The sequence below is a fragment of the Phocaeicola barnesiae DSM 18169 = JCM 13652 genome (assembly GCF_000374585.1).
GTDB lineage: Bacteria > Bacteroidota > Bacteroidia > Bacteroidales > Bacteroidaceae > Phocaeicola > Phocaeicola barnesiae.
The window spans coordinates 49,051-61,942 of record NZ_KB894643.1 but is presented as its reverse complement, the minus strand read 5'-3'; the positions used below and the strand labels follow the sequence as shown (position 1 = coordinate 61,942).

Genomic DNA, 12,892 nt, shown 5'->3' with positions numbered 1-12,892 from the left:
TAAATAAAGGTAATGAGAAATGTAACATTGATCCTCGACGACGGGAGCCGCTTCCATGGCAAGTCGTTCGGCTATGAGAAACCGGTAGCCGGTGAAGTGGTGTTCAACACAGCAATGACCGGCTATCCTGAGAGCTTGACCGACCCTTCGTATGCCGGTCAGCTGATGACGCTGACTTACCCGCTGGTAGGTAACTATGGGGTACCTCCGTTTACTATCGAAGCAAACGGTATACCTACATTCATGGAGAGTGAGAAAATCCATGCCGAAGCGATTATCGTAAGCGATTACAGCGAGAACTACAGCCATTGGAACGCTGTGGAAAGCCTTGCCGAATGGCTGAAGCGTGAACAGATTCCGGGAATCACTGGCATCGACACCCGTGAGCTGACTAAAGTGTTGCGTGAGCACGGGGTGATGATGGGAAAAATCGTATTCGACGACGAGCCGGATAACATTCCGGAGGCTACTTATGCCGGCGTGAATTACGTGGACAAGGTTTCCTGCAAGGAAGTTATCCGTTATAACGAAGGTGAAGGTAAGAAAAAGGTGGTACTGGTAGATTGCGGTGTGAAATCGAACATCATCCGTTGTCTGCTGAAACGTGATGTAGAAGTCATCCGTGTACCTTGGAACTACGATTTCAATGCGTTGGAATTCGATGGTCTCTTCATCTCGAACGGTCCGGGTGACCCTGATACCTGCGATGCTGCCGTACAGAACATCCGTAAGGCCATGCAGAACGAGAAGCTGCCTATCTTCGGTATCTGTATGGGTAACCAGTTGCTTTCCAAAGCCGGAGGCGCTAAAATCTACAAGCTGAAATACGGACACCGCAGCCACAACCAGCCGGTACGTATGGTAGGTACAGAGAAATGTTTCATTACCTCACAGAACCACGGTTATGCGGTAGACAACAATACATTGGGAACCGATTGGGAACCGCTCTTCATCAACATGAACGACGGTTCGAACGAAGGTATCCGTCACAAGAAGAATCCTTGGTTCTCGGCACAGTTCCATCCGGAAGCTGCCAGCGGTCCGACCGATACGGAATTCCTGTTCGATGAATTTGTAAAGTTGCTGTAATCCATTAAAAGAAGAAAGAAATGAAAGAAAATATAAAGAAAGTATTGCTGTTAGGTTCCGGAGCCTTGAAAATCGGTGAAGCCGGTGAATTCGACTATTCAGGTTCGCAGGCCCTGAAGGCGCTGAAGGAAGAAGGTATCGAAACTGTCCTCATCAACCCGAACATCGCGACCGTGCAGACCTCTGAGGGGGTTGCCGACAAGATTTATTTCCTTCCGGTGACTCCGTATTTCGTAGAAAAGGTGATTGCCAAGGAACGTCCGGACGGTGTGCTCCTGTCTTTCGGTGGACAGACGGCATTGAACTGTGGTGTGGCTCTGTATAAGGCAGGTATCTTCGAAAAATATGATACACGCGTGCTGGGTACACCGGTACAGGCCATCATGGATACGGAAGACCGTGAGCTTTTCGTGAAGAAGCTGGATGAAATCAATGTGAAGACAATCAAGAGTGAAGCGGTAGAGAATATCGAGGATGCACGCCGTGCCGCCAAGGAATTGGGTTATCCGGTCATCATCCGTGCCGCATACGCACTGGGAGGTCTGGGCTCTGGTTTCTGCGACAACGAAGAAGAACTGAACGTACTGGCCGAGAAAGCTTTCTCTTTCTCTCCGCAGGTGTTGGTGGAAAAGAGTCTGAAAGGCTGGAAGGAAGTGGAATACGAAGTGGTGCGCGACCGTTTCGACAACTGTATCACCGTATGTAACATGGAAAACTTCGACCCGCTGGGTATCCATACCGGTGAGTCTATCGTTATCGCTCCTTCGCAGACTTTGACTAACAGCGAATATCATAAGCTGCGTGAACTCGCTATCCGCATCATCCGTCACGTAGGTATCATCGGTGAATGTAACGTACAGTATGCTTTCGACCCTGAATCGGAAGATTACCGTGTCATCGAGGTGAATGCCCGTCTGAGCCGTTCTTCAGCCTTGGCTTCCAAGGCTACCGGTTATCCGTTGGCTTTTGTTGCCGCTAAGTTGGGCTTGGGTTACGGTCTGTTCGACCTGAAGAACTCGGTTACCAAGACCACTTCTGCTTTCTTCGAACCTGCGTTGGACTATGTGGTATGTAAGATTCCTCGCTGGGATTTGGGTAAGTTCCACGGCGTAGACCGCGAACTGGGCTCATCCATGAAATCGGTAGGTGAAGTCATGGCCATCGGACGTACCTTTGAAGAAGCTATCCAGAAAGGCTTGCGTATGATTGGTCAGGGCATGCACGGTTTCGTGGAAAACAAGGAACTGCAGATTGCCGATGTCGACAAGGCGTTACGTGAACCGACCGACAAGCGTATCTTCGTTATCTCGAAGGCAATGCGTGCCGGTTATACAGTCGACCAGATTCATGAACTGACGAAGATTGACAAGTGGTTCCTTGACAAGCTGATGAATATCATGCAGACTTCCATGGAACTCCAACAATGGGGAAATAACCATACACAGCTTTCACAGTTGCCGAACGAACTGTTGATGAAGGCGAAACGTCAGGGATTCTCTGACTTCCAGGTAGCCCGTGCCATCGGTTATCAGGGTGATATGGAAGACGGTAGCCTGGCTATCCGTAATCACCGTAAACAGCAGGGCATCGTGCCGGTAGTGAAACAGATTGATACCTTGGCAGCCGAATATCCGGCACAGACCAACTACCTGTACCTGACCTACAGCGGTGTAGCCAACGATGTACATTATCTGGGCGACCATAAATCGATCGTCGTACTCGGTTCGGGCGCTTACCGTATCGGTTCATCGGTAGAATTCGACTGGTGTGGTGTACAGGCCTTGAATACCATCCGTCAGGAAGGTTACCGTTCGGTAATGATTAACTATAACCCGGAAACCGTATCTACCGATTATGATATGTGCGACCGTCTGTATTTCGACGAGTTGACATTCGAACGTGTCATGGATATTCTGGAACTGGAAAATCCGCACGGAGTCATCGTTTCTACCGGTGGACAGATTCCGAATAACCTGGCCATGCGTCTGGACGCACAGCATGTAAACATCCTCGGTACTTCTGCCAAGAGCATTGACAATGCCGAAGACCGTGACAAGTTCTCGGCCATGTTGGACCGCATCGGTGTGGACCAGCCGGAATGGAGCGCATTGACTTCCATGGAAGACATCAATGCCTTCATCGAGAAGGTTGGATTCCCGGTACTGGTACGTCCGTCATACGTGCTTTCAGGAGCTGCCATGAACGTATGTTCCAACCAGGAGGAATTGGAACGCTTCCTGAAACTGGCTGCCAATGTTTCCAAGAAACATCCGGTGGTAGTAAGCCAGTTCATCGAACACGCCAAGGAAGTGGAAATGGATGCTGTTGCCCAGAATGGCGAAATCATCTGTTATGCCATCAGCGAACACATCGAATTTGCAGGTGTACACTCGGGGGATGCGACTATCCAGTTCCCGCCTCAGAAACTGTATGTAGAGACAGTACGTCGTATCAAACGTATTTCCCGTCAGATTGCGAAGGAACTGAACATCTCCGGTCCGTTCAACATCCAGTTCCTGGCCCGTGAGAACGACATCAAGGTTATCGAATGTAACCTGCGTGCCAGCCGTTCGTTCCCGTTCGTCAGCAAGGTGCTGAAACTGAACTTCATCGAACTGGCTACCAAGGTGATGTTGGGCTTGCCGGTAGAAAAACCGGAAAAGAACCTGTTCGATCTGGATTATGTAGGAATCAAAGCCAGCCAGTTCTCGTTCAACCGTCTGCAGAAAGCCGACCCGGTACTGGGGGTAGATATGGCTTCTACCGGTGAGGTTGGCTGTATCGGAGACGATACTTCGTGTGCGGTGCTGAAGGCCATGTTGTCTGTCGGCTATCGTATTCCTGCAAAGAATGTCCTGATGTCTACCGGTACCTTGAAGCAGAAAGTCGATTTGCTGCAGGCTGCCCGTGAACTGAAGGCGAAAGGTTATAACATCTTCGCTACCGGAGGATCGTCGAAGTTCCTGACCGAAAACGGTGTAGAGAATACCCGTGTATACTGGCCGAGTGAAGAAGGTCAGCCACAGGCTCTCGAAATGCTTCATAAGAAAGAAATCGATATGGTGGTGAATATCCCGCGTGACCTGACTGCTACAGAGTTGGAGAACGGATATAAGATCCGCCGTGCGGCTATTGACCTGAATATTCCATTGATTACCAACGGCCGTCTGGCCAGTGCCTTCATCCATGCCTTCTGTACCATGGACATCGAAGACATTGCCATCAAGAGCTGGGATGAATATAAATAATCCGGTTGATTAGGAAATTGTTTAAACGCCGCCTGGAAGAGATGACTTCCGGGCGGCGTTTCTTTATCTGAAAAACGTCCGTTCGTTTCAATCAAAACGAACGGACATTTTCTGTAAAAGGCGAGTTCGTTTTGATTCAAACGAACGTTCGAAATGATACATGGGTTGATGGCTGTGCGGATAACCCTCACGCAGTAGCAGTCAGGCGGATTTCTCGGTTTACTTTATTTTTCTTCTGTTCAGTTCCTGCTGGTATTTTCTGGCATTCGCCAGATGTTGCGTAAAGGTGGCCGCAAAGTTATGAGTACCTGAAAAATCTTCTTTGGCGCACATGTAAAGATAGTCATGGCGGGTATAGTTCAGGACACTTTCGATTCCTTGGATGGAAGGGATGCGGATGGGACCCGGAGGCAATCCTGTATGTTTATACGTATTATAGGGGCTTTCCGTTTCCAGATGAGCATGAAGGATACGTCGTAATCCGAAATCCTGTAAGGCAAATTTTACAGTCGGGTCTGCCTGCAATGGCATTTCGGCATGCAGACGGTTCATGTAGAGACCGGCTACCATCGGTTTTTCAGCATTGTTGGCTGTCTCTTCTTCTACGATGGAGGCTAGTGTCACCACCTCCTCCGGAGTCAGTCCGATACTTTGTGCTTTCGCTTTCCGTTCTTTGTTCCAGAAACGGTCGTGCTCTTTCTGCATCCGTTTGACGAAAGCTTCCGGTGTCATGGTCCAATAGACTTCATAGGTATTGGGGAGGAACAGACAGGGGAGGGTCTCTCTGGTGTAGCCTATCTGGGCGCAATAGGTGCTGTCCATCAGTAACCGGGCCAGACTGGCCGAATCAGTCATCAGTTGGTGGGAGACTGTTCTCAGCAGTTTGCTTACGGTACGAACACTTGGTATGGTCAGGTTGACAGGAGTCTGCGCTCCCGCTTTTAAGCGTCGGTAAGCTGTCAGGGCATTGTCTGCCTGGCCGAACTGATAAGCTCCCGGATGAATCGGGTCCAGTCCTCCTACAGTCACCAGCAGCTTGATGCCTTTCAAGGTGGAGGCATGTAGTTGGGTAGTCAGCTTATGATATACGGAGTCGATGTTGTCATCTGTATCGATATAGAGATAAGTCCCTTTTTCCACTTGGAACGGGCGATTTAAAACAGTTACAATACCGGCAATTCCTGTTACAAGAATTATAAGGATGAAACCTAAAATAAAGAAAATGTATCTTTTTCTCATGTCTGTTTTTGATTGGCTGTGCAAATATACGCCAAATATCTTAAATCCGTTGTGTGAGGTACACAATTGTCCACTGAAATACCGGTCTTTGTCCACCTCCATATCCTTATTTTGACTTATTTTTGTATTAAATACGATATAAACGATAATCTATTTAAATTTAACCAACATGAAAAATGCATTTTTAGGTCTGGCTTTCTGTGCAGTGATGCCTGTATTTGCCCAGCAGAAAGCTGTAGTGAGCATTCACCCGGAACAGGGGAAACAAATTATTCCGAAAGAAATCTATGGACAGTTTGCCGAACATTTGGGAACTTGTATTTATGGCGGTCTGTGGGTTGGAGAGGATTCATCCATTCCGAACGAGAAAGGTTACCGTACTGATGTACTGGAAGCCTTGAAGAAACTGAAGGTTCCTGTATTGCGTTGGCCGGGTGGATGCTTTGCCGATGAATATCATTGGATGGATGGAATCGGTCCAAAAGAGAAACGTCCGCGCATGGTAAACAATAACTGGGGTGGTACGGTAGAGGACAACAGTTTCGGTACCCATGAGTTCCTGAATCTGTGCGAAATATTGGGCTGTGAGCCTTATATCAGCGGTAATGTGGGTAGTGGAACGGTGGAAGAACTGGCCAAGTGGGTGGAATACATGACATCCGAGCAGGGAAGTCCGATGGCCAAACTCCGTAAGGAAAATGGTCGTGAGAAACCGTGGAAAGTAAAATATCTGGGAATCGGAAACGAAAGCTGGGGATGTGGCGGTAATATGTTGCCGGAATATTATGCGGATTTGTACCGCCGCTATCAGACATATTGCCGGAATTATAACGGAAACCAACTGTTCAAGATTGCCAGTGGTGCCAGTGATTACGATTATAATTGGACAGAAGTCCTGATGCAGAAGGCGGCTCCACAAATGTCTGGTATCTCATTGCATTATTATACTGTCATGGGATGGTCAGGAAGTAAAGGCTCTGCTACTCAGTTCTCTGCCGAAGACTATTATTGGACATTGGGTAAATGCCGTGAAATAGAAGATGTTGTGAAACGTCACATGAGCATCATGGACAAATACGACCCGCAGAAACGTATCGGTCTGATGGTGGATGAATGGGGAACCTGGTGGGATGAAGAACCGGGCACTATTCCCGGACACTTGTACCAACAGAACACGTTGCGTGATGCATTTGTTGCTTCATTGACGTTGGATATTTTCCATAAATATACTGACCGTATTAAGATGACCAATATCGCCCAGATTGCGAACGTGCTGCAGTCTATGATTCTGACACAGGGGGATAAGATGTTGCTGACTCCTACCTATCACGTGTTCGAAATGTACAATGTACACCAGGATGCCACTTACCTGCCGTTGGATTTGCAGTGTGACCGTAAGATTGTCCGCGATGACCGTATTTTGCCTTTGGTAAGTGCTACGGCTTCACGCAATCAGGAAGGGGTGATTCATATTTCTTTGTCGAATGTTTCGTTGGACGAGAATGAGGATATTACAATCCATCTCGGTGATGTAAAAGCAAAATCTGTGACAGGACGTATTCTGTCCGCAGATAAAATTGATGCCTACAATACATTCGAACAACCGGATGTAGTCGCTCCGAAGGAATTCAAGGATGCGAAGATTACAAAGGATGGGTTGCAGGTAAAACTGCCGTCAAAATCAATCGTTGTTTTGGAGGTCAAATAACCAGGTGGATTTTCCGAAAGGTAGATAACAGTGAAAAGGCTGTCTCGCAGACAAGGTGTGAGACAGCCTTTTTTCAGTTGGGGTATCTAAGAAGTTTTTTGAGTTACTTTTCGTCATTCTTCCGGATTTCTACCCGACGGATCTTACCGCTGATAGTTTTCGGAAGTTCATCTACGAACTCGATGACACGCGGGTATTTGTACGGAGCCGTTACTTTCTTCACGTGGTTCTGAAGTTCCTTGATGAGGGCATCACCCGCTTTGTCCTTGTAATTCTTGGACAGAACGATGGTGGCCTTGACCACTTGTCCACGGATTTCGTCGGGGACTCCGGTGATGGCACATTCTACGACGGCCGGATGGGTCATCAGTGCGCTTTCCACTTCGAACGGGCCGATGCGGTAACCGGAACTCTTGATGACATCATCGGCACGGCCTACAAACCAAAGGTAGCCGTCTTCATCTTTCCAGGCTACATCGCCTGTGTAATAAACCCCGTCATGCCATGCTTCGCGGGTGCGTTCCGCATCGCGGTAGTATTCCTTGAAAAGACCGAGTGGTTTTCCTTTATCTGTGCGGATGACAATCTGTCCCTGTTCACCGGCTTCAACCGAACGTCCGTCGTTATCGATCAGGTCTACATCATATTGAGGATTCGGGAGTCCCATACTGCCTGGTTTCGGTTCCATCCAAGGCATGGTAGCCACGGTCAGGGTGGTTTCTGTCTGTCCGAAACCTTCCATCAGTTTGATTCCGGTCAGTTTCTTGAACGTCTCGAATACGGCCGGGTTCAACGCTTCACCTGCGATGGTACAGTACTGCAGGTGTGAAAGGTCGTACTTCGTCAGGTCTTCGTGGATGAGGAAGCGGAAGATGGTAGGAGGGGCACAGAGTGAAGTGACATGATAGTCCTGTATCTTCTGGAGGATATCGGCCGGAGTGAATTTCTCGTGGTCGTATACGAATACGTTGGCGCCGGCAATCCATTGTCCATACAGCTTTCCCCATACGGCTTTTCCCCAGCCGGTATCGGCAATGGTCAGATGCAGGCTGTCCGGCTTCAGGTTGTGCCAGATATATCCGGTAACGATGTGTCCCAACGGATAAGTGAAATCGTGTGCAACCATTTTGGGCTCGCCGGTTGTACCGCTGGTGAAATACATCAGTGAGATGTCATCGTTGCTGTTCGGATGTTCGGGCTTGACGAATGGAGCGGCGTTCTCGATTCCTTGATGGAAATCTTCGAAGCCTTCAGGAATTTCCGGGCCTACGCTGACCAGACGCTGTACGCTGGGAGATTCAGGCATGGCAGCCGTGATATGGTCGGTGATGACAGCTTCGCCGGCACAGACAATCATTTTGATATCGGCGGCATTACAGCGGTAAACGATGTCTTTTTTGGTCAGCAGGTGAGTGGCAGGGATAACTACCGCTCCCAGTTTGTGCAGGGCTACGATGCTGAACCAGAATTCATACCGGCGTTTCAGGATAAGCATCACCATGTCACCGTGACCGATGCCCAGACTCTGGAAGTAACTGGCTGTCATGTCGGTATAGCGTTTCATGTCGGCGAATGTGAATTGGCGGTGTTCACCCTTGTCGTTGGTCCAGAGTAAGGCTGGTTTGTCGGGTTGTTCGGCTGCCCAGGCATCGACTACATCGTATCCGAAGTTGAAGTTGTCCGGTACATTTATCTTCAGGTTTTCTATGAAGTCCTGTTGTGAAGTGAAATGGGTCTGTTTTAAAAATCTTTCTAACATAATCTTTGAATTGGAATTGGAATGAATCGAGGTGGGGAAGGGCGATCCGGTCGGAACCGTCTCTTCATCTTTCGTACTTCATTCTTTGTTTACATGATGATGGCCAAGAATCGTACGGTTTTTCCATCGAGCGCTTTCATGCCGTGTGGCAGCTGGGAATTGAAATAGATACTGTCTCCTACATTCAGAGTCAGTTCCTTGCCTCCGATACTCAGCAGCAGTCTTCCTTCTACTACCAGGTTGAATTCCTGTCCTTCGTGGGTATTGTAGTGCATCGGATTGTCGTTGGGTTCAACGGTAACGATGAACGGGTCTGCTTTCCGGTTCTTGAATCCGGCAGCCAGCGACTGGTATTTGTAGGCTTTGGTACGTTCTACGCTGACACCCTTTCCGGCCCGTGTCAGGAAGTAAGTGTTCATCTTGGGCTCTTCTCCGAACATCAGTGCGTCGAGGGCTATGCCGTAGCGACGGGCAATCTGCTGCATCATGCTTACGGAAATATCATATTCGCCCGATTCTGCCTGTTCGTATTCTTTTCGGTCGATACCGCATTCATTTGCTAGTTCTTCTGTCGTCAGTTCCATGGCGTCACGCAGTCCACGCAGACGCTCAGCTATTTGTTTTATTTGTTCGTCCATAGAATGAATGGTTATTAAAAAGTGTTTTTCATGGGTAAAATTATACAATTATTTGGAATCTACTATCAGAATGTGAATTTTTTTTATCCAAATGAGTGGAATTGGATAGGATAGGGGGTTCTATGGGCCGGAAGGATAAGTATGGGTATAAAAAAAGCTGTCTCGCTTGATGCGGACAGCTTTTAGAATTCGTTTTCGAGTCGGATTATGCTTCAGCGAAAGGAACTACAGAAACGTAGCTCTTGTCTTCGCGACCTTTCTTGAAACATACAGTACCGTCTACCAATGCGTAAAGAGTGTGGTCACTACCCATACCTACGTTGTTACCCGGGTTGTGAACTGTTCCTCTTTGACGAACAATGATGTTACCAGCTTTGCAAGCTTCGCCACCGAATATCTTTACGCCTAATCTTTTGCTTTCTGATTCACGGCCGTTCTTAGAACTACCTACACCTTTTTTATGAGCCATTTTCTTCTACGTTTTAAATGATTAAGCAATAACTTGTTTGATAGTCAATTCAGTAAACTGCTGACGGTGACCGTTCAGTTTTCTGTAACCTTTTCTTCTCTTCTTGTGGAATACCAATACCTTGTCACCTTTTACCAAGTGAGAAGCTACTTCGCAAACCACTTTAGCACCTTCTACTATAGGAGCACCTACTGTTACAGTGCCGTTGTTGTCTACCAACAGAACTTTGTCAAATTCAACAGTAGCACCGTTTTCAGCATTCTGGATGTGCTGAACAAACAGTTTCTTGCCTTCTTCAGCTTTGAACTGCTGACCGTTAATTTCTACAATTACGTACATTCTTTTTATGATTAAACGGGTTTCTTCCGTAAGGTGAACCGCTCTCATCCGGTTACTTGTTTACCTCCACGGACTCAAATCGGGTGCAAAGGTACTCTTTTAAAATGAAATAGCCAATATTTTCTGTGAAAATTTTCGATAAAAACAGATAACTTTCCCCTTGTCTTTATAGCACTCCTAAATCTTTAGCTATCCGGCATGCTTCAATTGAATTCTTGACTTGAAGTTTCCCAAGGATTTCCTGTCGATGTCTGTTCACTGTATGGATACTGATGGTAAGTGTTTCGGCTATCTGTTTGCTTGTCCATCCTTGGTGAATCAGGCGTAATACTTGTTTTTCTCTTTCTGAAAGTATCTGTGTGGAATCCTTGTTCTTCAGTTCTATCAGTTGGCCTGTTACAGAATATATAACAGCGCTTTTCCCGGGCATTTCCAGACTCAGTGGTGTATAAAGGCATAAAGCCAGCCACATGGTATTTGGAGCATTTTTAACAGGTATGTAAAATAACCGGTGTAGGGTAGAGTGGTAATGTCCTGCTGCATCTTTTATGCGCAGTTTGTTTATCAGGTAGAAATCTTTCCGTTTGTTTTTAGGCTGGTGCTTTATGAAGTGAAAAAACTTGAGTTCCTGTAGGTTTTTCTGATACAAGTCGTCCGGATGTATCAGCTTGAAGATTCCTTCTTCCCAAATGGAATGTATACAGTCGACTTTTTCCGTTCCTTTCAGTCCCAAGAACTCGGAGAATCCACCATAATAAATATAACTGATATTGGTCTGCATGTCACTTAATACAGAAATGGCATTTTCCATGCAGGCATATCTGTGGGCAATTTCTCTGTATTTGTCCAGTTCTTTAGATGTGTAGGAATGGCCTATGAAGTTTTGTTTCAATAGTTCCTTGTTTAATTTATCGATAATGTCCATGATGAAAAATGGTTATTTATAGTCATTGTATATACTGTCTGAATGCTCTATTTTTGCAAAAGTAATTAAAAATCCGATTGGAATATTGGGTAAACATTCATTATCAAATCATCAAAACAATGAGAAAGTTTATATTGGCAGGCTTGTTTTTTTTAGGTAGTGTACAGTTGGGATGGGCACAATCCTTGGAGAAGATGCAATGGTTCAATGAACCGGAACAATGGGAAATTAAAGAGAATACGCTGATTGTGTCGGTTACCCCACAAAGTGATTATTGGCGGATTTCTCATTATGGGTTTACAGTGGACGATGCTCCTTTCTATTATGCCACTTATGGAGGAGAGTTTGAAGTGAAGGTAAAGGTTTCGGCAGATTACAGGGCACGTTTTGATCAGGCCGGAATAATGCTTCGTATTGATAAGGAGAATTATATCAAGACCGGTATTGAGTTTGTAGATGGTAAGTTCAATCTGAGTACTGTTGTGACTCATCATACTTCCGACTGGAGTGTGATTACTTTGGATAAGCCTGTTCCGTATATTTGGATAAAGGCTGTAAGACGTTTGGATGCCGTAGAGGTTTTCTATTCTTTTGATGACAAGGAATATGTCATGATGCGGAATGCATGGCTACAGGATAATACTCCGGTCATGGTCGGTCTGATGGCTGCTAGTCCCGACGGTGATGGCTTCCAGGCTACCTTCGAACATTTCAAGGTAAAACATTTGCCGGACCAGCGTCGGTTGGAATGGTTGAAGAAAAATCAGGAATAGAATATCTGACTGACGGAAATTATTCCGCCAGCTCATCCAGGGTAGCAGCGATGCATACATGGGGATAAACTGCCAGCTCTTCGCGGGTAGTCATGCCGTGTAGTACTCCTGCAAAGTCTACTCCGGCATTTCGGGCAGTTTCGGCGTCAACCGTACTGTCTCCGATATATAAGGTAGTTGCCTTATTGGCCTGCAGGCGTTCGATGGCAATGTTCAGACCTTCAGGAGACGGTTTGGAACTTTTGACATCTTTTCCACCTACGATGATGTTGAAGAATCCTTCCGGGAATACCTTTCCTACCAGTTCCAGGATACGGTAGCGGTATTTGGTGGAAATGATTCCGATGGTTGCACCTTTGGCCTTCAGGGTATGAAGTACTTTTTCTGTTTCCTGGAACAGCCTGGTGTTTACAGTCATATGCTGGTCCGCTTCCTTCACGTATTCTTTCCGGAATGTCTCCAGTGTATCTGTATCGGTGACTCCTGTCAAGATGGAAAAAGATTCGGGAAGTGTCTTTCCGATAGTCCGCTTGATGGTATGGTCGTCTATGTGGTGGAATCCGTGACGTTCAAGCACATTCCGGAAGCAGATGACGATACCGCGGGAGGAATCGGCCAGGGTGTAGTCAAAATCGAACAGGTAGGTTTGATAGGTCTTCATGAAATTTATTGATATTTTGAAACTGATATATAAAATATCAGGGC

General features: G+C 46.7%; 11 protein-coding genes. 4 read left to right on the top strand and 7 right to left on the bottom strand.

Annotation, left to right across the window (positions count from 1 at the left end; translation table 11 throughout):
• Positions 1-12: 12 nt before the first annotated feature.
• Both carA and carB read left to right on the top strand, forming a co-directional pair.
• The gene (gene carA, locus C510_RS0100290) at positions 13-1,089 is read left to right on the top strand and encodes a glutamine-hydrolyzing carbamoyl-phosphate synthase small subunit (RefSeq protein WP_018709336.1); all 1,077 of its coding nucleotides are present in this window, start codon (positions 13-15) and stop codon (positions 1,087-1,089) included.
• A 20-nt stretch (positions 1,090-1,109) separates the two neighbouring features.
• Positions 1,110-4,337, top strand: coding sequence for a carbamoyl-phosphate synthase (glutamine-hydrolyzing) large subunit (gene carB / locus C510_RS0100285; RefSeq protein WP_018709335.1), 3,228 nt, complete (start codon positions 1,110-1,112; stop codon positions 4,335-4,337).
• A 219-nt stretch (positions 4,338-4,556) separates the two neighbouring features.
• On the opposite strand, the gene mltG is transcribed toward carB, so the two are convergent.
• Entirely contained in the window at positions 4,557-5,576 is a 1,020-nt protein-coding gene (gene mltG / locus C510_RS0100280) for an endolytic transglycosylase MltG (RefSeq protein ID WP_025892505.1), read from the bottom strand.
• A gap of 169 nt (positions 5,577-5,745) precedes the next feature.
• On the opposite strand from mltG, the gene C510_RS0100275 reads away from it, so the two are divergent.
• Positions 5,746-7,284, top strand: a complete 1,539-nt coding sequence (locus tag C510_RS0100275; RefSeq protein ID WP_025892504.1) for an alpha-N-arabinofuranosidase — start codon at positions 5,746-5,748, stop codon at positions 7,282-7,284.
• A gap of 103 nt (positions 7,285-7,387) precedes the next feature.
• Here C510_RS0100275 and C510_RS0100270 read toward each other — a convergent pair whose 3' ends face one another.
• From C510_RS0100270 to C510_RS0100250, 5 genes are all read right to left on the bottom strand, one after another.
• Positions 7,388-9,043, bottom strand: coding sequence for an AMP-binding protein (locus C510_RS0100270; protein ID WP_018709332.1), 1,656 nt, complete (start codon positions 9,041-9,043; stop codon positions 7,388-7,390).
• Between the two features lie 89 nt (positions 9,044-9,132).
• Positions 9,133-9,681, bottom strand: a complete 549-nt coding sequence (locus C510_RS0100265) for a helix-turn-helix domain-containing protein (RefSeq protein WP_018709331.1) — start codon at positions 9,679-9,681, stop codon at positions 9,133-9,135.
• 205 nt (positions 9,682-9,886) lie between these two features.
• Positions 9,887-10,150 (bottom strand): 50S ribosomal protein L27, encoded by a 264-nt coding sequence (gene rpmA, locus C510_RS0100260; RefSeq protein WP_018709330.1) that lies wholly within the window; start codon positions 10,148-10,150, stop codon positions 9,887-9,889.
• 21 nt (positions 10,151-10,171) lie between these two features.
• Positions 10,172-10,489, bottom strand: a complete 318-nt coding sequence (gene rplU / locus C510_RS0100255; protein ID WP_018709329.1) for a 50S ribosomal protein L21 — start codon at positions 10,487-10,489, stop codon at positions 10,172-10,174.
• Positions 10,490-10,655: 166 nt separating this feature from the next.
• Positions 10,656-11,414 (bottom strand): response regulator transcription factor, encoded by a 759-nt coding sequence (locus tag C510_RS0100250; RefSeq protein ID WP_018709328.1) that lies wholly within the window; start codon positions 11,412-11,414, stop codon positions 10,656-10,658.
• Between the two features lie 119 nt (positions 11,415-11,533).
• On the opposite strand from C510_RS0100250, the gene C510_RS0100245 reads away from it, so the two are divergent.
• Positions 11,534-12,187, top strand: a complete 654-nt coding sequence (locus tag C510_RS0100245; protein ID WP_025892503.1) for a DUF1349 domain-containing protein — start codon at positions 11,534-11,536, stop codon at positions 12,185-12,187.
• Positions 12,188-12,206: 19 nt separating this feature from the next.
• Here the strand turns inward: C510_RS0100245 and C510_RS0100240 are convergent, their stop codons facing one another.
• The gene (locus C510_RS0100240) at positions 12,207-12,848 is read right to left on the bottom strand and encodes an HAD family hydrolase (protein WP_018709326.1); all 642 of its coding nucleotides are present in this window, start codon (positions 12,846-12,848) and stop codon (positions 12,207-12,209) included.
• Positions 12,849-12,892: the final 44 nt, after the last annotated feature.

Bases quoted from the DNA above. Each gene is read 5' to 3' on its own strand.
- carA (WP_018709336.1), top strand. From the start codon at position 13: ATGAGAAATGTAACATTGATCCTCGACGACGGGAGCCGCTTCCATGGC.
- carB (WP_018709335.1), top strand. From the start codon at position 1,110: ATGAAAGAAAATATAAAGAAAGTATTGCTGTTAGGTTCCGGAGCCTTG.
- mltG (WP_025892505.1), bottom strand. From the start codon at position 5,576: ATGAGAAAAAGATACATTTTCTTTATTTTAGGTTTCATCCTTATAATT.
- C510_RS0100275 (WP_025892504.1), top strand. From the start codon at position 5,746: ATGAAAAATGCATTTTTAGGTCTGGCTTTCTGTGCAGTGATGCCTGTA.
- C510_RS0100270 (WP_018709332.1), bottom strand. From the start codon at position 9,043: ATGTTAGAAAGATTTTTAAAACAGACCCATTTCACTTCACAACAGGAC.
- C510_RS0100265 (WP_018709331.1), bottom strand. From the start codon at position 9,681: ATGGACGAACAAATAAAACAAATAGCTGAGCGTCTGCGTGGACTGCGT.
- rpmA (WP_018709330.1), bottom strand. From the start codon at position 10,150: ATGGCTCATAAAAAAGGTGTAGGTAGTTCTAAGAACGGCCGTGAATCA.
- rplU (WP_018709329.1), bottom strand. From the start codon at position 10,489: ATGTACGTAATTGTAGAAATTAACGGTCAGCAGTTCAAAGCTGAAGAA.
- C510_RS0100250 (WP_018709328.1), bottom strand. From the start codon at position 11,414: ATGGACATTATCGATAAATTAAACAAGGAACTATTGAAACAAAACTTC.
- C510_RS0100245 (WP_025892503.1), top strand. From the start codon at position 11,534: ATGAGAAAGTTTATATTGGCAGGCTTGTTTTTTTTAGGTAGTGTACAG.
- C510_RS0100240 (WP_018709326.1), bottom strand. From the start codon at position 12,848: ATGAAGACCTATCAAACCTACCTGTTCGATTTTGACTACACCCTGGCC.